Annotated in this window: 30 protein-coding genes and 1 pseudogene; 12 read left to right on the top strand and 19 right to left on the bottom strand. The window is 52.2% G+C overall.

The features are described from left to right. Positions 1 to 215: 215 nt before the first annotated feature. From CWM61_RS26985 to CWM61_RS26955, 7 genes are all read right to left on the bottom strand, one after another. Positions 216 to 749 (bottom strand): papain-like cysteine protease family protein, encoded by a 534-nt coding sequence (locus CWM61_RS26985; RefSeq protein ID WP_100632203.1) that lies wholly within the window; start codon positions 747 to 749, stop codon positions 216 to 218. A 69-nt stretch (positions 750 to 818) separates the two neighbouring features. Continuing rightward, positions 819 to 1,532 (bottom strand): DUF4019 domain-containing protein, encoded by a 714-nt coding sequence (locus tag CWM61_RS26980; RefSeq protein ID WP_074386132.1) that lies wholly within the window; start codon positions 1,530 to 1,532, stop codon positions 819 to 821. Positions 1,533 to 1,880: 348 nt separating this feature from the next. Continuing rightward, the gene (locus CWM61_RS26975) at positions 1,881 to 2,126 is read right to left on the bottom strand and encodes a hypothetical protein (RefSeq protein ID WP_074386220.1); all 246 of its coding nucleotides are present in this window, start codon (positions 2,124 to 2,126) and stop codon (positions 1,881 to 1,883) included. 62 nt (positions 2,127 to 2,188) lie between these two features. Then, complete coding sequence (locus tag CWM61_RS26970) at positions 2,189 to 2,422, bottom strand: DinI family protein (RefSeq protein ID WP_074386133.1); 234 nt, start codon at positions 2,420 to 2,422, stop codon at positions 2,189 to 2,191. Between the two features lie 152 nt (positions 2,423 to 2,574). Further along, complete coding sequence (locus CWM61_RS26965) at positions 2,575 to 2,904, bottom strand: hypothetical protein (protein WP_077268402.1); 330 nt, start codon at positions 2,902 to 2,904, stop codon at positions 2,575 to 2,577. A 134-nt stretch (positions 2,905 to 3,038) separates the two neighbouring features. Next, entirely contained in the window at positions 3,039 to 3,359 is a 321-nt protein-coding gene (locus CWM61_RS26960) for a hypothetical protein (RefSeq protein ID WP_074386135.1), read from the bottom strand. 48 nt (positions 3,360 to 3,407) lie between these two features. Beyond that, positions 3,408 to 3,707, bottom strand: a complete 300-nt coding sequence (locus CWM61_RS26955; protein WP_074386136.1) for a hypothetical protein — start codon at positions 3,705 to 3,707, stop codon at positions 3,408 to 3,410. 24 nt (positions 3,708 to 3,731) lie between these two features. Here CWM61_RS26955 and CWM61_RS26950 point away from each other — a divergent pair, with 24 nt between their 5' ends. Both CWM61_RS26950 and CWM61_RS26940 read left to right on the top strand, forming a co-directional pair. Continuing rightward, complete coding sequence (locus CWM61_RS26950) at positions 3,732 to 4,562, top strand: 3'-5' exonuclease (RefSeq protein ID WP_227521403.1); 831 nt, start codon at positions 3,732 to 3,734, stop codon at positions 4,560 to 4,562. A 276-nt stretch (positions 4,563 to 4,838) separates the two neighbouring features. Continuing rightward, positions 4,839 to 5,960, top strand: a pseudogene (locus CWM61_RS26940) (phage integrase Arm DNA-binding domain-containing protein). 69 nt (positions 5,961 to 6,029) lie between these two features. Here the strand turns inward: CWM61_RS26940 and CWM61_RS26935 are convergent. The 3 genes from CWM61_RS26935 to ompW all read right to left on the bottom strand — a co-directional run bounded on the left by CWM61_RS26935 (position 6,030) and on the right by ompW (position 8,123). Further along, complete coding sequence (locus CWM61_RS26935; protein WP_074386138.1) at positions 6,030 to 6,941, bottom strand: hypothetical protein; 912 nt, start codon at positions 6,939 to 6,941, stop codon at positions 6,030 to 6,032. A gap of 5 nt (positions 6,942 to 6,946) precedes the next feature. Next, positions 6,947 to 7,237 carry a hypothetical protein gene (locus CWM61_RS26930; RefSeq protein WP_040168947.1) on the bottom strand — a complete coding sequence of 97 codons (291 nt, stop codon included), beginning with the start codon at positions 7,235 to 7,237 and terminating at the stop codon, positions 6,947 to 6,949. 247 nt (positions 7,238 to 7,484) lie between these two features. Further along, positions 7,485 to 8,123, bottom strand: a complete 639-nt coding sequence (ompW, locus tag CWM61_RS26925; protein ID WP_012542066.1) for an outer membrane protein OmpW — start codon at positions 8,121 to 8,123, stop codon at positions 7,485 to 7,487. A 269-nt stretch (positions 8,124 to 8,392) separates the two neighbouring features. On the opposite strand from ompW, the gene CWM61_RS26920 reads away from it, so the two are divergent. The 5 genes from CWM61_RS26920 (at position 8,393) to yciA (ending at position 13,122) form a co-directional block, all read left to right on the top strand. Then, on the top strand, positions 8,393 to 8,806 hold the full coding sequence (locus CWM61_RS26920; protein WP_061154919.1) for a YkgJ family cysteine cluster protein: 414 nt from the start codon (positions 8,393 to 8,395) through the stop codon (positions 8,804 to 8,806). Positions 8,807 to 8,831: 25 nt separating this feature from the next. After that, on the top strand, positions 8,832 to 9,575 hold the full coding sequence (locus CWM61_RS26915; RefSeq protein WP_100632202.1) for a YciC family protein: 744 nt from the start codon (positions 8,832 to 8,834) through the stop codon (positions 9,573 to 9,575). Between the two features lie 54 nt (positions 9,576 to 9,629). Continuing rightward, positions 9,630 to 10,169 (top strand): septation protein A, encoded by a 540-nt coding sequence (locus CWM61_RS26910; protein WP_008807761.1) that lies wholly within the window; start codon positions 9,630 to 9,632, stop codon positions 10,167 to 10,169. A 271-nt stretch (positions 10,170 to 10,440) separates the two neighbouring features. Then, the gene (locus CWM61_RS26905) at positions 10,441 to 12,624 is read left to right on the top strand and encodes a TonB-dependent siderophore receptor (RefSeq protein WP_074386222.1); all 2,184 of its coding nucleotides are present in this window, start codon (positions 10,441 to 10,443) and stop codon (positions 12,622 to 12,624) included. A gap of 99 nt (positions 12,625 to 12,723) precedes the next feature. Further along, positions 12,724 to 13,122, top strand: coding sequence for an acyl-CoA thioester hydrolase YciA (gene yciA, locus CWM61_RS26900; RefSeq protein ID WP_008807759.1), 399 nt, complete (start codon positions 12,724 to 12,726; stop codon positions 13,120 to 13,122). 29 nt (positions 13,123 to 13,151) lie between these two features. Here yciA and CWM61_RS26895 read toward each other — a convergent pair whose 3' ends face one another. Further along, entirely contained in the window at positions 13,152 to 13,688 is a 537-nt protein-coding gene (locus CWM61_RS26895; protein ID WP_074386140.1) for a YniB family protein, read from the bottom strand. Between the two features lie 188 nt (positions 13,689 to 13,876). Here CWM61_RS26895 and hxpB point away from each other — a divergent pair, with 188 nt between their 5' ends. From hxpB to CWM61_RS26875, 4 genes are all read left to right on the top strand, one after another. Further along, the gene (gene hxpB, locus CWM61_RS26890) at positions 13,877 to 14,545 is read left to right on the top strand and encodes a hexitol phosphatase HxpB (protein ID WP_012968454.1); all 669 of its coding nucleotides are present in this window, start codon (positions 13,877 to 13,879) and stop codon (positions 14,543 to 14,545) included. Positions 14,546 to 14,694: 149 nt separating this feature from the next. Then, positions 14,695 to 15,456 carry a 2-dehydro-3-deoxy-D-gluconate 5-dehydrogenase KduD gene (gene kduD / locus CWM61_RS26885; protein WP_032730134.1) on the top strand — a complete coding sequence of 254 codons (762 nt, stop codon included), beginning with the start codon at positions 14,695 to 14,697 and terminating at the stop codon, positions 15,454 to 15,456. A gap of 91 nt (positions 15,457 to 15,547) precedes the next feature. Then, the gene (locus tag CWM61_RS26880; RefSeq protein ID WP_002901611.1) at positions 15,548 to 16,138 is read left to right on the top strand and encodes a metal-dependent hydrolase; all 591 of its coding nucleotides are present in this window, start codon (positions 15,548 to 15,550) and stop codon (positions 16,136 to 16,138) included. Between the two features lie 135 nt (positions 16,139 to 16,273). Then, the gene (locus CWM61_RS26875) at positions 16,274 to 17,665 is read left to right on the top strand and encodes an L-cystine transporter (protein WP_061154921.1); all 1,392 of its coding nucleotides are present in this window, start codon (positions 16,274 to 16,276) and stop codon (positions 17,663 to 17,665) included. A gap of 57 nt (positions 17,666 to 17,722) precedes the next feature. Here CWM61_RS26875 and cedA read toward each other — a convergent pair whose 3' ends face one another. Next, entirely contained in the window at positions 17,723 to 17,977 is a 255-nt protein-coding gene (cedA, locus tag CWM61_RS26870; RefSeq protein ID WP_071839162.1) for a cell division activator CedA, read from the bottom strand. Positions 17,978 to 18,167: 190 nt separating this feature from the next. Between cedA and katE the strand changes: the two genes are divergently transcribed. Further along, positions 18,168 to 20,426 carry a catalase HPII gene (gene katE / locus CWM61_RS26865; RefSeq protein WP_074386141.1) on the top strand — a complete coding sequence of 753 codons (2,259 nt, stop codon included), beginning with the start codon at positions 18,168 to 18,170 and terminating at the stop codon, positions 20,424 to 20,426. Positions 20,427 to 20,483: 57 nt separating this feature from the next. On the opposite strand, the gene chbG is transcribed toward katE, so the two are convergent. The 7 genes from chbG to chbB form a co-directional block, all read right to left on the bottom strand. After that, positions 20,484 to 21,242, bottom strand: a complete 759-nt coding sequence (gene chbG / locus CWM61_RS26860; RefSeq protein WP_100632201.1) for a chitin disaccharide deacetylase — start codon at positions 21,240 to 21,242, stop codon at positions 20,484 to 20,486. Between the two features lie 12 nt (positions 21,243 to 21,254). Further along, positions 21,255 to 22,601: a 6-phospho-beta-glucosidase gene (locus tag CWM61_RS26855; protein WP_008807751.1), complete on the bottom strand. Its 1,347-nt coding sequence runs from the start codon at positions 22,599 to 22,601 to the stop codon at positions 21,255 to 21,257. 110 nt (positions 22,602 to 22,711) lie between these two features. Continuing rightward, the gene (gene chbR, locus CWM61_RS26850; protein WP_061154926.1) at positions 22,712 to 23,536 is read right to left on the bottom strand and encodes a transcriptional regulator ChbR; all 825 of its coding nucleotides are present in this window, start codon (positions 23,534 to 23,536) and stop codon (positions 22,712 to 22,714) included. Between the two features lie 27 nt (positions 23,537 to 23,563). Continuing rightward, positions 23,564 to 23,911 carry a PTS N,N'-diacetylchitobiose transporter subunit IIA gene (gene chbA, locus CWM61_RS26845; RefSeq protein WP_004179419.1) on the bottom strand — a complete coding sequence of 116 codons (348 nt, stop codon included), beginning with the start codon at positions 23,909 to 23,911 and terminating at the stop codon, positions 23,564 to 23,566. A gap of 53 nt (positions 23,912 to 23,964) precedes the next feature. After that, positions 23,965 to 25,323 (bottom strand): PTS N,N'-diacetylchitobiose transporter subunit IIC, encoded by a 1,359-nt coding sequence (gene chbC / locus CWM61_RS26840; RefSeq protein WP_008807749.1) that lies wholly within the window; start codon positions 25,321 to 25,323, stop codon positions 23,965 to 23,967. 11 nt (positions 25,324 to 25,334) lie between these two features. After that, positions 25,335 to 25,451 carry a hypothetical protein gene (locus CWM61_RS29625; RefSeq protein WP_165785318.1) on the bottom strand — a complete coding sequence of 39 codons (117 nt, stop codon included), beginning with the start codon at positions 25,449 to 25,451 and terminating at the stop codon, positions 25,335 to 25,337. A 19-nt stretch (positions 25,452 to 25,470) separates the two neighbouring features. Next, positions 25,471 to 25,791, bottom strand: a complete 321-nt coding sequence (chbB, locus tag CWM61_RS26835; protein ID WP_002901547.1) for a PTS N,N'-diacetylchitobiose transporter subunit IIB — start codon at positions 25,789 to 25,791, stop codon at positions 25,471 to 25,473. Between the last annotated feature and the right edge of the window lie 76 nt (positions 25,792 to 25,867).

Here is a 25,867-nt window from a genome sequence, read left to right as displayed (position 1 = left end):
GGGATTTTGATACTTCGGGGGTTTGCGTCATGGTTTCTCTCCGCGACGCAGCAGGCATAGGTTGTTCAGGCCTATAACTCCATAATTTCAATAAAAAATCTAGCTAGCAATGTATTTCATATTTTAATGTTTACATTCCGCAGTGACGCCATAAATATATTAAAAACTCAAAGTCGTATTGCAAATAGGGTATAATGCCACAAAGATAAAATAGTTTAGTTTATTACAATGCCATCCATCCAAATACTTGCAAGATTAATAAATGGAATAAACATTGGAGCAGTCATTAATGGATCGTTTACGAAAAGCGCTGGAGCAGGTAACATTCTTATCCCACGGATAACAACCACATGAGTTCCTCCTCCACTCATTGCCAATTGTGCAAGAATAGGCCTTCCGGTTGCTAACGTTGATTCAATAACATATGGGTTAGCAGGCAACACATAGTTAGAATACGCCCCCCCAAAATAAGAAATAACATTAGCAACAATGTTGAACCCCGCCCCGTGATAACATAGGGGATTATTTCCATGACAACATTCACCCGGACCCAAGCCTGTAGCAACCTCTACAATCTGACACTGGGAAGGTGTATTTCCGCTTCCCTTTTTATAGGCAATAATCTGTTGGGCTGCTGCCGCCCAACACCATACAGGAGTTTCCTGCATGGAATGAGGAACATTTAAATAGACATCAGCTTTTACAGATGCAATGAATAATAAATATAAAACAAAGGCTTTATAAAACATACCCCATCCACTTTATAAATAATAGTTATCAGCCGAAGCAATATGCACCAAAACCCGTATTACTGGAACTCACCATGGTGTTACTGGAACCAAATTCCCACTGGGATTTATCTTTTGAATCGAAAAACTATAAACTTTCCAATCTTTAGTTTCTTCCTCGCCTACTAACAGAACTTCCAAAACAACTGTGTCTGTTTCATTGCTAAATTTTGCTAGAAATCTATAATAACGATATGATCCTACAGGATAGTCATTAGCAGGGGGGGATGAAAATGCATTATCGGCGTTTTTATTTTGGCTCATAGAATTACCCAGAGCTTTTATAATTGGTTCAACATCCGAAATGAATGAGTCTAAGCTATGTTGACCTTTATTTACTATAGTTAGCTCTTTATATGCGCTTTGAAAGTCTCTAATATTTATTAAATCAATCCAGCGCCTTGCTTTATCAAATGAATTAGTTTCAGGCGTATATGGAATTGTGCTTGGGGGGGATGCTTTGTTAATAGGATAAAGAAAGACCAAACAAAAAATTGCCAACGCCCCACCTGCCCTCACTACAGTCATGTTTAGCCATGGCAGTCGACCTTGTAGGTCAATAAATCCCGGAAGAACAGCAGCAACGCCAGCAGCAGCTAAGGACATAACAACATGAACTACCCACATCTTATTACTATCCAGATTGGGAGTGTAAAAAACAAGAAATAAAACAACTGATACAAAAATAATACCAAAGGTAAATGCAGCGATAATTTGCATTTGTTGATAATTTACAAGGCTCATCAATCTCACCACCCTAAGCATTATCTAAAAAGATACAGTGGCATCTGTATTAGCTCTATAACGAACGCCGTCAACAAAAGTAATAGCAAATATAAAAAAAATAGCAACACAAAAAAGACGCTTTCAAAGCTTGAAATGCAGGAGTGGAACTAACTTATTGTTAATAATAGCGTTTTATTTAACCTACCATTTAGCCCTGTTAATTTAACTAAATTAACCCCTTGAAAAACAGAGTGATTTAAATAATCTTTAATTCATAAAACATATAAAAAAACAATTTTAATATAGCTACTCTAAGATTATTCGACGCGCCAAGGGGGCATCCAAGGCGCAATATCTGCAGATTCGTCAGTTTGACGATAAGGGTGTAACCGAGTTCGACTGAGCCTGTCCCCCAACTACAGACCTAGCTTTTTCAATCATCTGCGAAAATAGAGAGAGCGTACCCACTATATCATCCGGCTGCAAAGGCATAAAAGAAACAGTGTCGCCACGCCGGTACATCAGAGCGCGGTCACACACAGGAAAGGATGTCAGACGAGCTACGATCACCCCATCGTCGCATCTGATAATTGCATAGCCGGTGTTCGGCATTTCTTGTTTTTTAGCCACAGAAAAATCCTCAAAATAAACCAGGCCAGCCACTGGACCTCTACTCAACAAAACCAGTCGTCAGCACTTTCCCAGGTGTCCTGAAGGATTTCCTCTATACGTTTTTTATCTCCGTCCATTCCACCAAGCACTGTCAACCCATCAGTGCTGGCCCGACGAATCACAAGACTGCAGTTATTAAAGTTTTGATCCAATCGCCGCAGTAGCTCCTTCTCCAGAGCAGGCACAGCGCCATCCGGCAATTTTTTTTGGCGATCAATCGTGATTTCCACTTTCATAACTAGCTCCTAATGCAAATACTGTATAAATAAACATCATACCTGTTAGGCGAAATGTTCAAGTTCTTAATGCCACATTTCGCTAACACATGCTCATGTTTAGATTGATTTTTTCTCCATAAAAGACAAAACCCGCCGTGGCGGGTTGAGGTTTAAATTACAGGGATTTTGTCATCTTCGTGTTGATAAACTCGGTTGATAAGGAAAGTCACCACACCTTCAACCAGTACATCATCCAAAGCCTCACCTTCTATAGCTTCCCCATCGGAGGTGATAAGCGAACGCCCACGAACAGCGGCGAACTGAAGATTCCCTGAGAAAGTTATAAGTACATGATCCCCTTGGCTTGCACGACGTGACACGTCAATTACGGCATAGCCAGCACTCGTTTCAATGACCCTGCAGTTTGCATCGAAATGGCACAAATCAGTAACCATAAGCCTTTGCTCTGCATAATCTTTTGCTGGTGACGGAAAGTCCACAAAAGTACCCTCGCGCGATAATACTGTATTTATATACAGAATTATCGGAAGGCAATTTAGTCAACTATGTAACATCCAACTTCTGGCGCCCATAAGTGGTTCGCATTAGACATCTCTTCTGGGAATGGTGCTGATCAACCGTTAAAGTCGCCGTGTTCGATCATGTCGAACCATTCAAATTGTCCAATAGAGCGTAATGCGCATTGTTTGATTGTGTCCGCGTCTTCTGAATACTTGTCAAATCCTTGTATGAACTCAAAATTACAGCAGCAAGAGACTGAATCATAGAAAACGCTTACGATGCGATCAGCAAGGCCTGCTGAGGCAACATAATATGCAAAACGAAGCATTTCAGAGAGTTCCAATACCTTTCCGTGTCGACTTGAAAGAGGAATTCCAAAAGCTTCGACACCATAATGATTCAACTGTCCCTTTTCTGGCATTATGTACGACATAAGCACCCCCTTGTTTTGAGACTAAAGTGATTCCGTAATCAGAAGAGTCTACTTGATGCGAAGCAGTGGCTCATCATCTTTCGGCACTGGCTGCACTTGGAGATAGAGCCGGGTGCCAACAGGAACCGCCCTGTCAATTGTCGACGCGTCATTGCCAAGGCGGTTAGATAAAACTTCTGCCACCGGCTCTCTGTCAGCCTTGCGGCGTTCCTGTAGCTCCACAGCTAACGCCCTGATTGCCTTCGCCGCACTCAGTTCGTCAACAGTCGCGAACCTGTCGCCAATCACCATGCATGCATCACCCAACAACTGAGCAATTTGCTCATCTGTTAACTGGTTATTGGTCATTTATTCAGCCCTCACGCTGTTAGCATGGCAATAATGCTCACCATTCGGGCGGGTACGGATCCGAAGTGGGTAACCGAAGACCTTACCAAGACCAGGCAGCCTGAATTTTCAAAAATTGGGGACGGAGTATTTTCCGTTGACGGTCTTGTTGACGTTACGGGCAAGGTTAACCAAAAAGAAAAAACAGATGAAGTTGTTCATCAAACGGATGCTGTAGATATTGAATCCGGTAATCATAATAAGGAGGAAGATCAGCCAATTGATTATGTTCACGTTATGGTTGATCTGGAAACCATGGGTAAAAAACATAACGCCCCTATCGTCGCTATTGGTGCGGTTGTTTTTGACCCGGCAACCGGCTCTATTGGAGAAAGTTTCTATAAAGTCGTATGCCTTGAATCCTCTGTGAACTGGGGCGCCGTAATCGATCCATCTACTGTTATCTGGTGGCTTAAGCAGTCCTCCGAAGCACGCTCTGCGATCGTAAATGATGATGCTATCCCGTTGCTGGATGCATTACTCCAGTTCAGAGAATTTGTCTCTGATAATGTTGCTGGCGGGAGCAAAAAGGCACAGGTATGGGGTAACGGTGCGTCATTCGATAACTCTATTCTGCGTTCTTCTTACGATTGCATCGCTGAAGATTATCCGTGGGAATACTGGAACGATCGGGACGTGCGAACAATGGTAGAACTCGGTCATGCCATTAACTACGAACCCCAAAAAACCATCCCGTTTGAGGGCGAAAGACACAACGCACTTGCCGATGCTATTCACCAGGCCCGGTATGTTTCTGCAATCTGGCAGCGCCTCATTGAAGGAAATCAAGTGCTGCAGAAACCAACTCAAAACTGATTTTACAAATTCAGCAAATGGCCCTGTATTGGGCCATTATTAGGAGGAAATATGTCGCGATTAGTTCTTCTGTCTGTATGGGCAGAACATGAGTTTGGGGATCCTATTCCGGGCCCATCAACCTTAAATAAATATGCTAAGAATGGAATGATTTCCCCTCCACCTCAAAAAGTCGGGAAAAGTTGACGGGTAGAAATTACAGCCCGCTTTGTCGGGATGGCAACGAAACCAGTGATGAAAAAAAAGATCACCCGTTACTTAGGAGAATTCTTGAAGATGGGCAGACCACGCAAACATAACGTCAATATTCCCGGGCTATCTCCGTACTTTGATTCAAGGACGAACAAAGTATATTGGCGTTATAAACACCCTGTTACAGGTAAGTTTCATGGATTAGGTACAGATGAAAAGATCGCCACCGAGATTGCAATAGAAGCAAACACTCGACTCGCAGAACAACAAATGAGGAATATCCTCAAAATAAAAAACGAAGTACATGAGCGGGTGGGGGGATCATCGTCGGTAACAACATTTATCACTCGGTACAAAAAGATTCAAGAAGAAAGATATAGCCGCGGAGAAATTAAACTCAACACATTAAAACAAAAAAATCCACCATTTAAAGTATTGGATGAACATCTTGGATTACGTTCACTTGATCAGATAACCGTTAAAGACATTGTCAACATACTTGATGAGTACAAAGAAAAAGGTCATAACAGAATGGGGCAAATATTCAGAAAAGTTGTCATTGACGTTTTTAAAGAGGCACAGCAACTCGGGGACGTACCCGTTGGTTTTAATCCAGCAGAAGCAGCAAAAAAACCTCACGTCAAAATTACGCGCCAACGATTAACTTTTGAAGAGTGGAAGTTAATTTATACTGCGGCGAAGAAAGAGCATTATTTTATTCAGAAAGGGATGCTTCTTGCCGTGGTAACCGGTCAACGGTTGTCAGATATTTGCAAAATGAAATTTACCGACATTGAAGATAATCATCTACTTGTCGAACAGACTAAAACAGGTGCAAAAATCGCGATACCGCTCGCCCTGCGATGTCACCAACTTGATATCAGTCTGGGTGAAGTGATTTCTCTGTGTAGGGATCAGGTGCTTAGCCAGTATTTACTTCACCATCACCACGCCAAAGGAAAGGCAAAGCGTGGAGGGAAGGTACAGCCGGCAACTTTAACAGTGGCATTTACTAAGGCCAGAGACGAAGTTGAGTATGACTGGGCGCAAAACGGTACATCACCCAGTTTTCATGAACAACGTTCCTTGTCCGAGCGTCTATACAGAACGCAAGGAATTGATACCTAGGTACTACTCGGTCACTCAAGTAAAACTATGACAGATCGTTACAATGATTCGCGCGGGAAAGAGTGGAAAAAAAAATAATAACTTAGTGTGTTATCGTTTTTTTTCATCGCGTTAGCCACTCGATAAATTTACCGCGCTAAATAATAATCATACTTCAATAAACTGTGCTGGAATTGCATTAAGAATCCAGCATTCTTGATGAGTATGACTGTTAGATAAGATGTTTACATATCTTTTTTCAATCATTGATAAGTCCATTGCATTTTGAGGGGTGTTTTCAGCGTCTCTTGCTTTTACGGCATCTTTCCAAACCGAGTGGAGGTCTACAGAGGCTACAAAGGAGTTTACTCTAAAGTCTTTATTCATTATATTTGAGTAAGAACCAGCGAACTTATATGAGTCAATGATTGTAATTCGCCCATCACCATCAATGTCGATTGGTTTGGAAAACCACTTAAACACATTATAAAGAAATACATTTGCAATCCAGTTAAACTCTTTCGATGGATCATCTTCAGATGAAACGTTCTCTTTAGTAGACAGGCTTAAACTGGAATGCAAATTAGTTGCACCAATAAAAATAACGTCAGCTTCTTTTCTTTCAACTGCCGCCTTAAAACGTCCAGAACCTGCACCTATATAGTTGAAAACACCAGCAAAGCACTGACCAAGATAAACTATAGCCTTTTCCAGGCCAGGCATGGTTTTAAGTGTTGTAAGTAAAAGGTATGGTGTTATGTCTTGCTTGCCAGCTATTCCATTTGGCCCACCATGTCCAGTTACGAACATAACTAGATTTGAGTGCGCATTGGCGCCGTGTGTATTAAAAAAATGCTCAGTAGGAAGAATCTCATAAGGATTGTCACTTCCAATCGACATCCAACTGATAATGTTTTGTCTATTATCGCCATCAATAAATATTTCAATATTTTCAGAAGAAACCCCTGCAGACTCTAAGCAATGCAATCCGAAAGCCAAATCAAGAACATGCCGCTCTTCTGGCTCTTCAGGGCTCGCCAAAAATAAAACCCACTTTGTCGCATCCTGCATCAACCCCATAAAAATCACCCCTTCATTGATAGATGGAAGTTACTAAGTGAATTAGGTTTATCAATATCCGAAAAATAAACTACTTCATCGATAACCATATCTTGTTTGAGTGGTCGATACATGCTAACAACTTGACCTTTATCGCCTAGAGCATAAAAATCGGCGCCATCCTTTAAAATGAAATAGATATCTTTCACATCTTCTTTGGAAGCCTTGAAGAGCAAAGCTTGACCATGATTGATGCATTCTTTGGTAAACCTACTTATTTCTGGCAAATCTGACGAAAGAATATTGATAGCCCGCATATCCCTCTCCTCTTGTGTGTACAGCTAAAATAAACATGCGAATGTAAACGCATCAATACGAAAAGTTTAACCCAAAACAGCCTAAATCTCACACAGAATTACCGACAAATCGCATTTAACAGCTTGAATAGCTCATTTATCAACTATGGCTACCAACAGCCAAGGGGGAGTCACTTGGATACGATACAAAACTGGTCATTTAACGACCAGTTTTGCAGGAGAGTTTTGCTGGGGTTTTGCAGAAGAATCAGAACCGATAACCCGCAGAGAACATAAACACCCACGGATCCAGACGGGTGCTGACTTTCTGGTCCACACCGCCGGCTTTGAATTTCACATCGGTGTCGATATCCATGTACCACACCGACATATTCAGCAGCCAGTCACGGTTAATCAGATAATCGAGGCCAACCTGCCCCGCCGCGCCCCAGGAGTCCTTCAGGCTCAGATCGGAAAGCCCGGCCGCCTTGCCGGTATCGTTAAAGTCTTCATTAAAGAAGGTGGTGTAGTTAATACCAGCCCCCACATACGGGCGCACCTTGCTTTGTGCATCGCCAAAGTACCACTGCGCCATCAGGGTGGGTGGCAACTGATGGACGGTGGCGATAGTCCCGGTTGGCCCGGTACCGACCTTATGGCGGAACGGCGTTGCCGCCAGCAGTTCCACGCCGATGTTATCGGTCGCCATATAGGTAAAGGTTAAACCCAGCTGGGTGTTGTTACTGACGTTGAAACTGCCAAGGCTGCCTAACACATTGTCAGAGCCCTCCGTCGGTCGGACGGTGGCGGTCCCGGCACGAATGAAAAATTCACCCGCCTCATGCGCCCAGACGCTGCCGGTGGAAAGCGTGCTTAGAATTAATGCCGCCGCTGCTAACTTCTTCATATCCACTTCCTCATTATGGTTTTTCAGCGCGGCCAAATATACCTATAACGAGTTACGTTTGATCTGTTTTAGATCACACTAAAACCTTAGATTTAACATTTATTGATCCAGATTAATTTTTGATACCGATCGCAATACCCTGAATCCTTCTCACATCAATTTTCACTTTTCGCGAAAAAAAATATTTCTGCCCCTCTTGCCGCCGCTGAAGCGGCTGGATAAGTTAACTGCCGACAATCTGTGTTGATGCGTTTTTTTCAGGTGTAATTATGAGTGAAATCAACCCGTGCATGACGTGCGGTGCCTGTTGTGCGTATTTTCGTGTCTCTTTCTACTGGGCGGAAGCCGACGATGCGGGTGGCCTGGTGCCTTCCGCGCTGACCGAGCCGCTGACCCCTTTCCTGCGCTGCATGAGCGGCACCAACCAGCGACAGAGCCGCTGCGCGGCGCTGTCAGGCGACATCGGTGACGCCGTCCACTGCACTATTTATGAAAACCGTCCCTCCCCGTGCCGTGAATTCACCATGTCCGGTGAGAATGGTGAGGAAAATGACGCCTGCAACCGGGCGCGGGCGCGCTATGGCCTACCGCCATTGATTCCTCTTTACAAAGATATACCTGCCCTGAATGGTGCAGAGAGTGCTACGACGGAACGATTTGCGGTACAATCGCCGGCTAGTTAACACCTGCAACACTCAAGGAGAATGCATGTCTATCACGGCGAAGTCCGTCTACCGTGACACCGGGAATTTTTTTCGTAATCAGTTCATTACCATTTTGCTGATTGCGCTGTTGTGCGCGTTTATTACGGTAGTACTTGGCCATGCCTTTTCACCCAGTGACGAGCAGCTGTCGATACTCAGCGAAGGCGACAACCTCGCCGGTAGCGCCGGCCTGTTCGAACTGGTGCAGAACATGACGCCGGAGCAACAGCAGATCCTGCTGCGCGCCTCGGCGGCATCTACCTTCTCGGGTCTGGTGGGCAATGCGATCCTCGCCGGCGGCATTCTGCTGCTGATCCAGCTGGTCTCTGCCGGTCATCGCGTTAGCGCCCTGCGCGCCATCGGCGCCTCAGCCCCGGTGCTGCCGAAGCTGCTGCTGTTGATCCTCTTCACGACCTTCCTGGTGCAGATGGGGATGATGCTGGTACTGGTACCCGGCGTGCTACTGGCCATCGTACTGGCCTTTGCGCCGATCATGCTGGTGCAGGACAAAATGGGTATCCTCAGCGCCATGCGCAGCAGCATGCGCCTGGCGTGGGCCAATCTGCGGCTGGTGGCGCCGGCTATCATTGGCTGGCTGGTGGCGAAAACTCTGCTGTTACTGTTCGCTTCCAGCTTTGCTGTCCTGACGCCAAACATCGGCGCGGTGGTCATCAATACCATCAGCAACCTGATATCCGCCCTGTTGCTGATCTATTTATTCCGCGTGTATATGCTTATCCGCAACTAATCTTAACCAGGATCGGGGTCTTCCCCGGTCCGTCCTGAAAGACGGGATCGATGTATGAAGCAGTTTCTGGATTTTTTACCGCTGGTGGTCTTCTTTGCCTTCTATAAGCTTTACGATATCTACGCCGCCACTACCGCGCTGATCGTCGCGACCGCTATCGTGCTGATCTACAGCTGGGTACGCTACCGTAAAGTCGAAAAAATGGCGCTGATCACCTTTGTGCTGGTGGCCGTCTTCGGCGGATTAACCCTCTTCTTCCACAATGATGAGTTTATTAAATGGAAGGTGACGGTGATTTATGCCCTGTTCGCCGGCGCACTGCTGTTCAGCCAGTGGGTGATGAAAAAGCCGTTGATCCAGCGCATGCTGGGCAAAGAGCTGGCCCTGCCTCAGCAGGTCTGGTCGCGGCTTAACCTGGCCTGGGCGGTGTTCTTTATCCTTTGCGGGCTGGCCAATATCTATATCGCCTTCTGGCTGCCGCAGAATATCTGGGTGAACTTCAAGGTCTTTGGCTTAACCGCCCTCACACTGGTCTTTACCCTGCTGAGCGGGATCTACATCTACCGCCATATGCCGCAGGACGACCACCACTAACCCCTCCGCCGGCGCGCCATCGCGCGCCGCGCTCGCCCCCTATAATCTCACTGCGCTGGCAAACATTCCCTGCAACCACACAACCTCAGCGCATACGCTGACAGCTTCCCGGCCACACTGTGCAGACTCTCTTCACGATTTCTCTCAACTGCATAAAAAGTTGCGGTAATTGTGAGGATTTTATGGAGATTCATCTCGTTACATTGTAATGATAATGGTTATCATTAATATTCTCGATCTCATTTTGCATTGCTTTGAAAAGGATATTTACATGAGATCGCCGCAATATTCTGTCCCCACGACCCTGGCGCTGGTCATATCCAGTCTCCTCGCCCCTAACGCCTTTGCTGAAGAATCAGAACAAGATACCGAAACGATGATTGTGCGCAGTACGGCGGAAGAGGTGCTTAAGCAACAGCCCGGGGTGTCGATTATCACGGCAGATGATATTGCTAAGCAGCCACCGGTCAACGATCTCTCAGACATCATCCGTAAAATGCCCGGGGTGAACTTGACCGGCAACAGCGCCAGCGGCAGTCGGGGCAACAACCGCCAGATTGATATCCGCGGCATGGGGCCGGAGAACACGCTGATCCTGATAGATGGGGTACCAGTCACGTCACGTAACGCGGTTCGCTATAGCTGGCGCGGTGAACGCGATACCCGGGGCGACAGCAACTGGGTACCTGCAGAGATGGTCGAACGGATTGAAGTTCTCCGCGGTCCGGCAGCCGCGCGCTATGGTTCCGGCGCGGCGGGCGGAGTGGTCAATATCATTACCAAACGCCCGACCAACAACTGGCACGGTTCGCTGTCTTTCTTTACCAACCAGCCGGAAAACAACAAGGAAGGCACGACCAATCGCGCTAACTTCAATCTCAGCGGCCCACTCGCCGGCGAGGCGCTGACGATGCGCCTGTATGGCAATATCAATAAAACGGAACCCGACGCCTGGGATATTAACCATGCGCAAAACGGCTCTTACGCTGCGGGGCGCGAAGGGGTACGCAATAAAGATATTAACGCCTTGCTGTCATGGAAAATGACCCCGCAACAGATCCTCGATTTCAGCTACGCCTATAGCCGTCAGGGGAATATCTATGCTGGTGATACCCAGTACAGCAACGGCAATCTTAGCCCGAACGGGCTGGTGGACTCCCTGTACGGCCACGAAACTAATCGCCTCTATCGCCAGTCCTGGGGACTGACCTACAACGGTCTATGGGATTGGGGCCAGTCCAAAGCCGGTGTTTACTACGAGAAAACCAACAATACCCGCCTGCAGGAAGGCTCCACCGGCCGCGTCGAGGGCATGATCAACAGTGAGGATTATGCCACCAGCCGTCTGGAATCCTGGCGTACTACCTCGGAATTCAATGTGCCTTTCTTCTGGCTGGCGGACCAGACGCTGACGCTGGGAATGGAATGGAACCATGACCAGCTCGACGACCCGGCATCAATGCAGGCCACTAACAGCAACGGCGAGACTATCCCTGGGACCTCGGGCGACCCTACGCAACGTAGTACCAAAAACAGCGCCACCCTCACCGGTATCTATCTGGAAGATAATATCGAAGCCGTGCCTGGCACCAACCTGATCCCCGGCATCCGCTTCGATTATCATAATCAGTTTGGCAGCAACTGGAGCCCAAGCCTCAATCTGTCTCAGGCGCTGAGCGATATGTTCACGCTGAAGGCCGGTATCGCGCGCGTGTTTAAAGCGCCTAACCTCTATCAATCCAGTGAAGGCTATTTGCTCTCCACCCGCGGCAACGGTTGTCCGAACACTATCGCTGAAGGCAGCTGCTATCTGCTGGGCAACCCTGACCTCGATCCGGAGATCAGTATTAACAAAGAGATCGGTATCGAATTCAACCTGAATGGTTACGCTGCCGGGGTCACCTGGTTCCGCAACGATTACAAAAACAAAATCGTCTCCGGAACCGAGGTGCTGGGCTATACCTCCAGCGGCAATAATATTCTGCAGTGGCAGAACGGCGGCAAAGCCGTGGTCGAGGGGCTGGAAGGAAATCTGCTGATCCCGGTGCTGAGAGATGTCCTAAGCTGGCGGACCAATGCCACCTGGATGCTCAAATCAGAAAGTAAAGAGACAGGCAATCCGCTGTCGGTTATCCCGAAATATACCGTTAACACGATGCTCGACTGGCAGGTAAACGATGCCCTGTCTGCGAATGTGAACTGGACGCTTTATGGCCGTCAGAAGCCGCGTCAGTATGCGGAAATTCGCAACGAAACCGGGACCCTTGCCACCACCGAGATAGGTGCCTATTCCATCGTGGGGATCGGTACCCAGTATCAGCTAAACCGGGATATTCGCCTGAACGCTGGAATAAGTAATCTGTTTGATAAGCAACTGTATCGCGAAAACGCCGGCGCCTCGACCTACAATGAGCCTGGCCGCGCGTATTACGCCGGCGTTACCCTCTCCTTCTGAAGTGCCGCGCCCGCCTCAGCGGGCGCTTTCCCCTATTCTCACCGCCCCGTTTTCATAGTAGCATCCCGCTGATCGTCTTTGACCACAACAGAGTAGAGCATGACAACTACAGATCTTGCCCCGAAGGGCGAAATGGTTTTACGCACCCTGGCAATGCCGGCGGATACCAATGCCAACGGGGATATTTTTGGCGGCTGGCTGATGTCGCAGATGGATATCGGGGGCGCCATCATGGCCAAAGAGATCGCTCAGGGTCGCGTGGTGACCGTGCGCGTGGATGGGATGACCTTTTTACGCCCGGTGGCCGTCGGCGACGTGGTGTGCTGCTACGCCCGCTGTGTGAAGCGCGGCAACACCTCGGTGACGATTAACATCGAAGTGTGGGTGAAAAAAGTCTCTTCTGAACCGATTGGCCAGCGCTATAAGGCGACGGAAGCGCTGTTTATCTACGTTGCCGTCGATAATCAGGGTAAACCGCGGGCTCTGCCGGCAGAATAAGATGGCGCCCGGCTAACCGGGCACCTGGCTTACAGAAAGCCCAGCAGCGAGAAGAAGAAGTAACCGATAATAATCACGATCACCGGCAGCACATACAGCGGGAAATATTGCACAAGGATGGTATGGCGCGGTACCACGATCCGCTCAGCGAGCTGCTCACGGGATAACCCTTCTGCGCCTTTGGCCTGCTCGAGGATCAGCTGATCCTCAATCCCCTCGCGAAGAAATTTCGCCTGCCTTGCCATCCGCGCGCCGGAGGCCTGCAGCGCCATGCCGACAAACACCAGAATGAAGATGATCCAGAAGCCGATGTTCAGGCTGTGGTGGAAATCCGGCAGCGGCGAGTTGTACCAGAAAAAGTTCAGGAACGGCGTGTTAAAGCGCATCATCTCAATCATGACATGCGCAAAATCCATCATTACCGCGTCAATGCCGGGTTTCTTTTCACTGTGCTCATACATAAATTTGAGCACAGAAATCAGCGTCGACAGCACGGCGGGAATAAAGATGATCCATCCCAAAATGCGTTTGATAACCGCTATGCGTCCAGCTTGTTGGTACGTCATGAGTTCCCCTTGTTAAAGACGCGTTGGTGATTCGCCCGCCGCCTGTTGCGTGGCGCAGGCGCTCCTCGCTTACCCGAATGTGTCGGGTATAAGTCTATCTTCCACGGCGAATTTCGCCCAATAACGCGCGGTATGATATACCATGAATGCCGATTCGTTTATCTGATTACGCAACAGGAGAAGGACATATGTCAGCGAAGCGCCGCATTGAGGCCGCGATTTTTGATATGGACGGGTTGCTGATTGACTCTGAGCCGCTCTGGGATCAGGCGGAGGTCGAGGTCATGGAAAGCCTGGGAGTGGATACCCGCCGCCGCGATGAACTGCCCGACCTGCTTGGTCTGCGAATCGACCTGGTGGTGGATCTGTGGTACGCGCAGCAGCCGTGGCACGGCGTCGATCGCGCAGAAGCCACCGCGCGCATTATCCGTCGCGCCATCGAGCTGGTGGAAGCCTCACGCCCGCTGCTACCGGGCGTACGCGAGGCAGTGGCCCTGTGTAAAGCTCAGGGCTTAAAGGTAGGGCTGGCCTCGGCCTCGCCGCTGGTGATGCTGGAGAAAGTGCTCAACATGTTCGAACTGCGCGACCAGTTTGATGCGCTCGCCTCCGCGGAACATCTGCCCTGGAGCAAACCGCACCCGCAGGTATACCTCAACTGCGCCGCTGCCCTGGGAGTCGACCCGCAGCGCTGCGTCGCGCTGGAGGATTCGGTCAACGGCATGATCGCCAGCAAAGCCGCGCGCATGCGCGCTATCGTGGTACCGGAAGCGGAGAACAGCCGCGACCCGCGCTTCGTGCTGGCGGACGTCAAGCTCCCGTCACTGCAGGCCCTGACCGCCGAAGCCCTGCTCGGGTAAGGCCGCTGGCGGGTGACGCGATCGCTGTCACGCCGCCGGCAATAAAATCAAAACATCGTTTCATTTTAATTGTAATTTTGTTTTCCTGCCTCTATGCTGGTCACAGGTGGCGTCATCGTACGCCTGAAGATCAGCTGACAGAGGTGAATATGGTACTGAACGCCTTCGACCTGACGGGTAAGGTCGCCATCGTGACCGGTTGCGATACCGGACTGGGACAGGGAATGACGCTGGGCCTGGCGCAGGCCGGGTGCGATATCGTCGGCATCAACCGTAAAATTCCCCATGACACGGCGGCACAGGTTCAGGCGCTGGGTCGCCGCTTTCACGCCATTCAGGCGGATCTCAGCCTTCAGGATGAGATGAGCGTGCTGGTCGACCAGGCGGTCGCGGCGATGGGTCGGGTCGATATTCTGGTCAATAACGCCGGGATTATCCGCCGCCATGATGCCCTGACCTTCACGGAAAGTGACTGGGATGCGGTGATCGATCTGAATCTCAAAGCGGTTTTCTTTCTCAGCCAGGCGGTCGCCAGGCAGTTCATTCGCCAGGGCGATGGCGGCAAAATCATTAACATCGCCTCGATGCTCTCGTTTCAGGGCGGGATCCGCGTCCCCTCCTACACCGCCTCGAAAAGCGGCGTGCTGGGTTTGACCCGCCTGCTGGCCAACGAATGGGCCGGCCAGCGCATCAACGTCAACGCCATTGCGCCAGGATATATGGCTACCAATAACACCCAGGCGCTGCGCGAAGATGAAGAACGTAACCAGGCGATCCTCGAGCGCATTCCCGCCGGTCGCTGGGGAGAACCCAAAGACCTGCAGGGGCCGGTGGTGTTTCTCGCCTCGGCCGCCGCCGACTATATTAACGGCTATACGCTGGCCGTCGATGGCGGATGGCTGGCACGCTGAGAATTTGTGACAAAGAGTTACACCGTCACCTCTTCCGTACACTGTATAAAAACCCTATACTGTATGAATCGACAGTTTAGGGTGTGTTATCATGACGGCGGAAGGCCATCTCTTCTTTTCAATCGCCTGCGCAGTATTTGCCAAAAACGCAGAGTTAACGCCGGTGCTGGCGCAGGGCGACTGGTGGCATATTGTGCCCTCTGCGGTATTGACCTGCCTGCTGCCGGATATCGATCACCCTAAGTCGTTTCTCGGCCAGCGGCTGAGCTGGATCTCAAAGCCCGTGGCACGGGCCTTTGGCCACCGCGGCTTTACCCACAGCCTGCTGGCCGTCTTTGGCGCGCTGACGCTGTTCTATCTGAAAGTGCCTGACAGCTGGATTGTCCCGGCGGACGCCCTCCAGGGCCTGGTGCTGGGCTATCTCAGCCACATCCTCGCCGATATGCTCACCCCCGCCGGGGTGCCGCTGCTGTGGCCCTGCCGCTGGCGCTTCCGGCTGCCGATCCTCGCACCGCGCAAGGGTAACCAACTGGAACGCGCTTTATGCATGGCGCTGTTCGTCTATGCCGTCTGGATGCCGCAGACGCTGGCGGACAACAGCGCGATACGCTGGTCTTCCGGGGTGATCAATTCCCTGCAAATCACCTTCAATCGCTTTATTAGTCACCAGAGTGGCCGATAAACCGCCGGAAAACGCAATTTGGTTATAACCCATTCCATTTGAATATAAGTCCTTGATAACGCCTTCTGCTAACCTTGCCGTCATAAGAGCTGGTTATCGACCAGCCCAGGTTATAAAAATATCAGGAGAACGGGGATGAACTTTCCATTAATAGCGAACGTAGTCGTGTTCGCCGTATTACTGTTTGCGCTGGGGCAAACTCGCCATAAACAGTGGAGCCTGGCCAGGAAAGTGCTGGTTGGTCTGGCCATTGGCGTGGTCTTCGGTCTCGCGCTGCAGCTGATCTACGGGTCTGACAGCCAGGTGCTGAAGGATTCCATCCAGTGGTTCAATATCGTCGGTAATGGCTATGTCCAGCTGCTGCAAATGATTGTGATGCCGTTGGTCTTCGCCTCGATCCTGAGCGCGGTGGCCCGGCTGCATAATGCCTCTCAGCTGGGAAAAATCAGCTTCCTGAGCATAGGCACTCTGCTGTTCACCACGCTTATCGCCGCGCTGGTTGGCGTGCTGGTGACCAATATGTTCGGCCTCACCGCCGAGGGTCTGGTCCAGGGCAGCGCAGAAACCGCCCGTCTGAACGCCATCCAGAGCAACTATGTGGGGAAAGTGGCCGATCTTAGCGTACCGCAGCTGATCCTTTCCTTTGTGCCGAAGAACCCGTTTGCTGACCTGACCGGGGCTAACCCAACCTCCATCATCAGCATCGTCATTTTCTCAGCGTTCCTCGGCGTCGCGGCGCTTAAGCTGCTGAAAGAGGATGTGGAAAAAGGCCAGCGCGTGCTGACGGCCATCGATACCCTGCAGGGCTGGGTGATGAAGCTGGTTCGTCTGGTGATGCAGCTGACTCCTTACGGCGTACTGGCCCTGATGACCAAAGTGGTTGCCGGGTCGAATCTGCAGGACATCATCAAACTTGGTGGCTTCGTGGTGGCTTCGTACATTGCGCTGGGCATTATGTTTGTTGTCCACGGCCTGCTGCTGGCGATTAACGGCGTCAGCCCGCTGAAGTACTTCCGTAAAGTCTGGCCGGTGATCACCTTCGCCTTCACCAGCCGCTCCAGCGCCGCGTCGATTCCGCTGAACGTGGAAGCCCAGACCCGACGCCTGGGCGTGCCGGAGTCAATTGCCAGCTTCTCCGCCTCCTTTGGCGCCACCATCGGCCAGAACGGCTGCGCCGGTATCTACCCGGCCATGCTGGCGGTCATGGTCGCGCCGACCGTGGGCATCAACCCACTGGATCCGATGTGGATTGCCACCCTCGTGGGCATCGTCACCGTCAGCTCGGCGGGCGTCGCCGGGGTGGGCGGCGGGGCCACCTTCGCCGCGCTGATCGTCCTGCCGGCGATGGGCCTGCCGGTGACCCTGGTAGCGCTGCTGATCTCCGTCGAACCGCTGATCGACATGGGGCGTACCGCGCTGAACGTTAACGGCTCAATGACCGCCGGGACCCTGACCAGCCAGTGGCTGCGCCAGACCGACAAGTCGATTTTCGATAGCGAAGAAGAGGCCGAACTGGCGCATCGCTAAACGGTAAGCACAAAAAAACCGCTGATTATCAGCGGTTTTTTTATTTCTGCAGCAGACTCAGGCTTCAATCTCACCTTCCTGACGCACCTGGTTAGCCCAGCGCTGGGCCGACTCCGGCACGCTGAACGCCGGTGAGCGGCGAAAATGCTCCCCCATCAGCAGAAAGGCGACATACTTCCCGCGCAAAATCCAGACATCGCGAAAATGGTCCATTTTCACGGCATGTTCCGGGGGCGCAGGCTCCACGCGCGGCACGTAGCTAATGACAGGGCGATTTTGTTGGCGCAATGATTTCATAACAAATGGATTCACTAAACAGAGCGGGAAACAGAAACCTCTATCATAGCCGATTGTGGACCCGTTCGTCGCCCCCCTGCCGCCGATGCGCATTTTAGGATAACTCCATGCCCCTGCGCCGGGCGCAGGCAGCGTAATGTTCTATAGTTAGAAGGGTTTTGGTTTATCAACGACCACTTTTAGCAATGAAAGCAGGAGACGAGTAATGTCTGATAAGCACCCAAACCCTCACCACCAGCAGGCACCGGTCCACGACAGCGAGGAAGCGAAACCGGGTCTCGACTCGCTGGCGCCGGATGACCGGGAGTGGCGACCCACGCCGAAACCCACCGCCCCAGGCGCCGAACCGACCGCCCCCGGCAGCCTGAAAGCACCGGAAACCCACAGCAGCAAACTTGACGCCCTTGAGCCGCAGCGTAAAGGCGGAGAAGACTTTCCGCTGACCACCAACCAGGGCGTACGTATTGCCGACGATCAGAATTCGCTACGCGCCGGCGCCCGCGGCCCAACGCTGCTGGAAGATTTCATTCTGCGGGAGAAGATCACCCACTTTGACCATGAGCGTATTCCTGAGCGTATCGTTCATGCCCGCGGCTCAGCGGCCCACGGTTACTTCCAGCCCTACAAAAGCCTGGCGGCGTTGACCAAAGCCGATTTTCTCTCGGCAGCCGATAAGATCACCCCGGTTTTTGTGCGCTTCTCCACCGTGCAGGGTGGCGCAGGATCGGCGGATACCGTCCGCGATATTCGTGGTTTCGCCACCAAGTTTTACACCGACGAGGGGATATTCGACCTGGTCGGCAACAATACCCCGGTCTTTTTTATCCAGGACGCGCTGAAATTTCCCGACTTCGTCCACGCCGTGAAGCCTGAGCCCCACTGGGCTATCCCGCAGGGGCAAAGCGCCCACGATACTTTCTGGGACTATGTCTCCCTGCAACCGGAAACGCTGCACAATGTGATGTGGGCGATGTCGGATCGCGGCATCCCGCGCAGCTACCGCACCATGGAAGGCTTTGGGATCCACACCTTCCGCCTGATCAACGCCGAAGGCAAAGCCACTTTCGTCCGCTTCCACTGGAAACCGGTGGCCGGCAAGGCGTCGCTGGTGTGGGATGAAGCGCAGAAGCTGACCGGTCGCGACCCCGATTTTCATCGCCGCGACCTGTGGGAGGCCATCGAAGCCGGGGACTACCCGGAATTTGAGCTTGGCCTGCAGCTCATCCCCGAGGAGAACGAGTTTGATTTTGACTTCGATCTGCTCGATCCCACCAAGCTGATCCCCGAGGCGCTGGTGCCGGTCTTACGGGTTGGCAAGATGGTTCTCAATCGCAATCCGGACAACTTCTTTGCCGAAAACGAACAGGCGGCCTTTCATCCCGGGCATATCGTACCGGGCATTGATTTCAGCAACGATCCGCTGCTACAGGGGCGCCTCTTCTCTTACACCGATACGCAAATTAGCCGCCTGGGTGGGCCGAACTTCCATGAAATCCCCATCAACCGTCCAACCTGCCCGTATCACAATTTCCAGCGCGACGGGATGCACCGGATGGACATTGACACCAATCCGGCCAACTACGAGCCCAACTCCATTAACGACAACTGGCCGCGCGAGACGCCGCCAGCGGCCAAACGCGGCGGCTTTGAGTCCCTCGCCGAGCGCGTCGACGGCGAAAAAATCCGCCAGCGCAGTCCTTCGTTCGGCGAATATTACGCCCAGCCGCGTCTGTTCTGGTTGAGCCAGACGCCGATTGAGCAGCAGCATATTATCGATGGTTTCAGCTTCGAACTCAGCAAAGTGGTCCGCACCTGGATCCGCGAGCGGGTGGTCGATCATCTGGCCCATATTGATACTAAACTGGCGGAAGCGGTCGGGGCGAATTTAGGTATCGAACTGAGCGACGATCAGCGCAACATTACCCTGCCCTCCCCGGTCAATGGCGTGGAGAAAGACCCCAGCCTCAGCCTCTACGCCGACGCCGAAGGGGATGTGAAAGGTCGCGTAGTGGCCGTCCTGCTCAACGAATGCACCTCGGCGCAGGATCTGGTCCATCTTCTGCAGGCGCTGCAGGCCCAGGGCGTGCACAGCAAGCTGCTCTACTCGCGGATGGGCGAGGTCATCGCCGACGACGGATCTCCCGTGCCGATCGCCGGCACCTTCGCCGGTTCCCCATCGCTGACGGTGGATGCTGTGGTGGTGCCTGGCGGCGACCTCAGCGCCCTGAGCCAGAGCGGCGACGCGCGCTATTACCTGCTGGAAGCCTATAAGCATCTGAAGCCGATCCTGCTGGCAGGGGATGCGCGACAGCTGACGTCCGTTTTGCAGGTCCCAGCCCAGGGTGAAGAGGGGGTCATCGTCACCGATGCTCTCGACACGCCAGCGGCGGACACACTGCTCGCCCTGATGACGGCGCATCGCGTATGGTCGAGAAGTCCAAAAATCGCCTCTATTCCGGCGTAGTAAAAAGCCCGGCACACGGTGCCGGGCTTGATTCACTTTCCCTTTCCACCCTCGGGCTTAGACGTCGCGGTAGGTTCCCAGGCGATAACCCCGATCAACCACCGCCGCTTTCAACGAGGCTGACGTCAGCACATCAAGCTCACCCAGCCGCGGGTAGCAGTAGGCGCTGCCCATAATGGTCTGATCGACAAAAGCCGGATGACACATCACCTCCAGGGAACGCTCCCCGCGGGCCATTGAGGCATCCAGCGTCTGCAGAAACAGTTCCTCAGAGACGGCTTCGCCGTAAAACTCGCTGCTGAAGCCTGCGCTGCTGCGCGCCGCCTGTTGATCGAGCCCACTCTGCGCCGCCACCTGGCGGTCAATACGTAACGCGATACCCTTCTCGCGGGCAAAGGCCGCCACGATGGGATAGATTTGGGCGATCATATGCACATGGTGGTGGCTGTCGAGATGCGTCGGCTCATGACCAAAGAGATCGACAAAACGACGGTACTGACACGCCAGCTCGTGGGCGATCTCCTCCAGCGGCAGGCGACCTTCTTCTGCCTGCTGCCAGATCCATTTGCCCAGCCGGCCTTCGCGGGTTAATCCCGGCATGGCCGACAGCGGCTCGCCCAGCGTCAGCACAAAGTGCATGCCGACCGCCAGCTCCGGGGTACTGCGGCTTAGCTGGGCGGCGTGGTCAATGGCCGCGCCGTTGACCAGCGCCGTGGTCGATGTCACCACGCCGTTGCGGCAGGCCTCGATAATGCCGTAGTTCTGCCCTTTACTGAGGCCGAAGTCGTCGGCATTGACGATCAATACGCGTTCCATTGGCCGCTCCTGTTAAGATTTCAGTTTTTCGATAGTCGCCGCAAAGTTCGGCAGCCATTTCTCATGGGCCAGAATCATCTCCCGCGCCAGCTGCTCGGCGTCACGATCGGAATGGATCAGAGGGCTTAAGTTCAGCGCCAGCAGCACGTCATTCAACTCGCCGCTGATCGCCGCCTGGCTGGCCGCCACTTCGAACCCCTTGATGGTGTAGATAAGCCCCAGTACCTTCTCATCGAAATGGGTGATGCGCGGCGTCGGCTTCGCGCCGTCGCGACCTAAGGTGCAGCTCATCTCGACCGCCCAGTCCGCCGGGATATTATCGACATGGCCATGATGCGGGATATTCACATAGTGCTCAGTCTGCTTGTCGTTATAGATAGCGTTGATCACTTCGCAAGCGGCATCGGAGTAATAGGCGCCGCCGCGCTGCTCCAGCTCCTTCGGCTTGACCTTGAGATCCGGATTTTTATACAGCTCAAACAGCTGTTTCTCCACCTTCTGCACCACCTGAGCGCGCGCGCCGCCCTTATAGTACTCGCCCATCTCAATCGCCAGCATCTCTTTTGGCTTAAAGTAGTAGAGCAGATAGGAGCACGGGATCAGGCGCAGGGAGCGGATCAGCCCCTCGCTAAACGGCAGGTCGAAGATATTTTTCACCGAGTTCGCGGTCAGCCGGCCAGAGGCCACGCCGTCCAGCAGTTCATCGAAGCGCGAGACGCCGTTAACCAGCACGTCGCGGACGAACACCAGATGATTCAGACCGAACAAGTCGATATTCAGCTCATCGCTCGGGCTCAGCTGCAGCACGTCGGTGATGAACATCTTCATGCCGATAGGAATGTTGCACACGCCGATAAAGCGTTTGAAACTGGTGTGGCGATAGACTGCCTCGGTGACCATGCCCGCCGGGTTGGTGAAGTTGATGATCCACGCGTCCGGGCAAATCTCCTGCACATCTTTCACAATATCGAAAATCACCGGGATGGTGCGCAGCCCTTTAAACAGCCCGCCCGCCCCGTTGGTCTCCTGGCCCAGGTAGCCGTGGCTCAGCGGAATACGCTCATCTTTTTCACGTGCCTTCAGCTGGCCCACGCGCAGCTGGGTGGTGACAAAATCCGCGCCCTGCAGCGCCGCACGACGATCCAGCGTTTTATAGACCTTCATCGGCACGCCGGCTTTTTCCACCATCCGCTCGCACAGCGCATGGATAATATCAAGCTTCTCCTGGCCCTCTTCCACGTCCACCAGCCACAGTTCAGTGACCGGCAGTTCATGGTAACGTTTCAGAAAGCCTTCCAGTAATTCCGGGGTATAGCTGCTGCCGCCGCCAATAGTGACTACTTTTAATTTCTGGCTCATCTTTTTCTCCCTTGGGCGCTACGCCTGGACGCAGGCCGCTCTCCGCAACAATGCGGACAGTTAACTTGAATGATTTACGGTATAAACCGGGCGGCTAAAACCGCGCGGGTTTAATTAATACTGGTCAAATGTTTGCGATAACTGCTCGGCGTAAACGACGTCAGTTTTTTAAAGGTTTTAATAAACAGGCTCGGGCTACTGTAGCCTGATTCATACGCAATATCCGTCACCGAATAGTTGGTAATTTCCAGCTGCTTTTTAGCAAAGTTGATACGGATATCGTTAATTATCTGCATCGGCGTTTTACCATAATAGCGCTGGGTTGCCCGGGTTAAATATTCCTGCGTTTTCCCCGAAAGCTGAACCATATTCTCGAGCGCGCCCTCACCGAACTTCAGTTTATCGTGCATAGCCTCAACGGTATTTTTTAACCATTGCGGAATAACATCGGCAACCGGCTCTTCGCGATAGTGGCGTAAACGGTTAATGACATAAAAGGAAACCAGCTCGATAAATTCGTCAAATTCCGTTTCGCGAAAATTGAGTGAGGCGATGACCGACTCAACGTAGCCGAGAAAAGCGCTCTGCACGGCGTAAACCTGTGACGCCACCAGGCCAAACGGCAGCAGCGGCAGATAATGTTTCTCAAAGAAGCGTCTGCTGATGCCGACGTTAAGGATGCGCGTCGCCCCAAATTCGTAAAAGCTCTGGTGGTGCGAACCCATCGGGATAAAGACGAAATCCCCGCGCTCCAGCAGCACCCGTTTGCCATTGATCTCCTGGTAATAGCGCCCGGTTAATACCACGGTAAATTCGTAGTAATCATGCTGGTGAAGCCCGCTCACGCTTTCCGTTTTGTTATAGATGACCACATGAAAGTTCTTCCCGTTGAACAGCTGTTGTTCTCTGGCGGTACTGATCTCGGTGGTCATCATCCTGGGCTGCCTCATCGTCGCGATGGCCTATTGTACCTTCTCGTGCAGCTCAATCAATTCGGCGACCAGCTCGCGGGCCAGCATCGAGGTCATCAGATGGTCCTGAGCATGGACCAGCACCAGGCTGACCTTCATTTTGCCTTCGCCCTCGTCGCTTTCGATAAGCTGGGTCTGCACACGATGCGCCTCGCTCAGCGCCTGACGCGACTGCTCCATCATCGCTTTCGCCGCGGCAAAATCGCCCTGCTTCGCCTGCTTCAGGGCGGCATAGGCCAGGCTGCGGGCCTGTCCGGAGTTGATAATCAACCCCATCACCACCTCTTCGAGGTCATTTTCCGGGGTTTCTACCGCGTCGATGTTGTCCAGATCAAACATAATATTTCCCTCATTTATCAGGCGGTACGGGACATTGCCCGTACCGCGCGGTATCAGAATTTCAGTGCGTTAGCGATGTCTTCTTCGCTCTCTTCCTGCTCGATGACGGTCTGCGCTTTATTCGACAGCACCACAAACGGCAGGTAGACCAGAGTCGCGACGCCAAGGTTGAACAGAGCCACCAGCAGGGCGGCCACGCTGCCGTTACTGTTAAAGAACGCTCCCAGACCGGTCGGCATGGTCCACGGCGCCAGGTTGGTCACCGGAGGGATAATCCCCAGGCTATAAGCCGCCAGCGTAATGGCTGCCAGAATCGGCTGGACCAGCACGAAGGGGATAAACATCACCGGGTTCATGATGATCGGCAGACCAAACAGAATCGGTTCGTTAATCTGGAAGATGCCTGACGGCAACGCCAGCTTCGCAACCTGACGATGGTCAGCACGGCGGGAAGCGATAAAGATGGCGATAATCAGACCCAACGTTGCCCCGGAGCCACCCAGCAGGATGTAGGAGTCGAGCATCGGCTTGGCCCAGAAGTGGAACTGTTTGCCTGCTTCGATAGCCGCATCAACAGAGCCGTACTGGTTATACAGCGCGATGTTTTCCAGCGCCCACGGGGTCATGATGCCGTTATCCAGCGCCGTCAGCGCCAGGGAACCGTGCACGCCGAAGAACCACAGCAGGGAGTTAAAGATTACGTATGCCCAGCCGACTACGCTGCCCATCGCCGCCAGCGGCGTGGAGATAGAGTCCATGATGATCTGGTGGAAGTTGCTGCCGTAGCTCGACAGGGCCCACGAGATAATGCCGAAGATGGAGAGGATCAAAAAGCCCGGGATCAGCGCGGAGAAAGAGCGCGATACTGACCCTGGCACGCTGTCCGGCAGTCTGATCACCCAGTTACGACGGATCACGAAGGTGAACAGTTCCGCGACAACCAGACCGATAATCATCCCGGAGATGATGTTCTGCCCGCCCAGCCAGTTGGCGCCCACCGCATAGGCTTCACCCACGCTATACGGGGTCACGGTCATGAAGGCCGCCACCGCCAGCAGGCCCGCGGCCATCGGGTCGACTTTGCGCTCTTCCGCCAGCGCGGAGCCGATAAAGAACGGCGCCATCAGCGACATAATGCCGAGGGTACCGTTATAGACGTTCCCGCCGATAGCCTTAAAGCCGTTTAAGGTTTCAATGGTGGAGGCATCCAGTCGAATGCCCATAGAATAAAAGAAAGAGCCTTCGCCGAAGCTCAGAAAAACGTTGTTAATTAATACAAACATGGCCCCGGCGAGGGTCAACGGCATTAATTTAATAAATCCGTTTTTAATCGCATTAATATGCGGCTGCTTTCCTATTTTCACTGCAAAAGGAAGGAGTACCTTTTCAAGCGAGTCGATCACTTTACTCATAGTCAATACCCTTAAAAGCCGCAATAAACTATTACGGCGATGATGTATGAAATTACTCTTTGACGGGAAAATAAACTCTTTATTTTTTGACGTCCGGCAACAGGGTGCCACCAGGCGTCAAAATACATCGAGTTTTAAAAGTTAAAATTATTGTGCTGCAGCTTTCTTAATGGCCGCGACGGCGGCTTTCAATACACCTAAACCATCCACCTTGCCATACAGAAGAGAATCGATGACTTCTACCGGTTTATTCGGCAGCAGGCGCTGAATTTCCGGTAACATATACGCAATTTGTGGCCCTAATAATACCACGTCGGCTTCCGGTCCCTTTTCACCCGCGAGGGTTTCAGGATAAGCTTCAATAATGACCGGGACTTCGTATTTTTCCGCCTGCGCCCGCATTTTGGAGACCAGCAGTGATGTAGACATGCCTGCCGAGCAGAAGAGATAAATGTGTTTCTTTTCCATGAACGCTTCCTCAATGTGTGAGACCAGGGCCTTCAGTAACCGCTGAGAGCCGGTAAGACTGGTAACATCCGGTTAA

The organism is Klebsiella sp. K-Nf6 (genome assembly GCF_002806655.1).
GTDB lineage: Bacteria > Pseudomonadota > Gammaproteobacteria > Enterobacterales > Enterobacteriaceae > Klebsiella > Klebsiella variicola.
Note: the sequence above shows the minus strand (reverse complement) of the source record. Positions and strands in the feature narration are given on the sequence as shown.